Origin of the sequence: Pseudooceanicola marinus, assembly GCF_002786295.1 — a bacterium.
Lineage (GTDB): Bacteria > Pseudomonadota > Alphaproteobacteria > Rhodobacterales > Rhodobacteraceae > Pseudooceanicola > Pseudooceanicola marinus.
The window spans coordinates 751-1,000 of record NZ_PGTC01000029.1; the positions used below are offsets into that span (position 1 = coordinate 751).

Annotated in this window: 1 protein-coding gene; it reads left to right on the forward strand. The window is 66.8% G+C overall.

Annotated elements, in window-relative coordinates; genetic code table 11:
- Positions 1-35 precede the first annotated feature (35 nt).
- Positions 36-250, forward strand: a 215-nt coding sequence (locus CVM50_RS19330) for a DUF2312 domain-containing protein (RefSeq protein ID WP_085890270.1), incomplete at its 3' end; no start/stop codon positions are given.

Below are 250 nucleotides of genomic sequence, written 5' to 3' on the forward strand. Positions count from 1 at the left end.
TTCTCATGCCCATGCGCGACTGAGGGGGCCGGGTCATGAAGGACATGGGCTTCCCGAAGGCATCCAGGGAAGATGCCGGGCTCCAGGAAACAGACGCGGATCGCGAGGTGCGCGACGGCGCCTATCGCGTGCATGCGGCGGAATTGCGGAGCTTCATCGAGCGCGCCGAGCGGCTGGCGGCGGAGAAGAAGGACATCGCCGACCAGCAGAAGGAGGTCATGGCCGAGGCCAAGGGGCGCGGCTACGACGT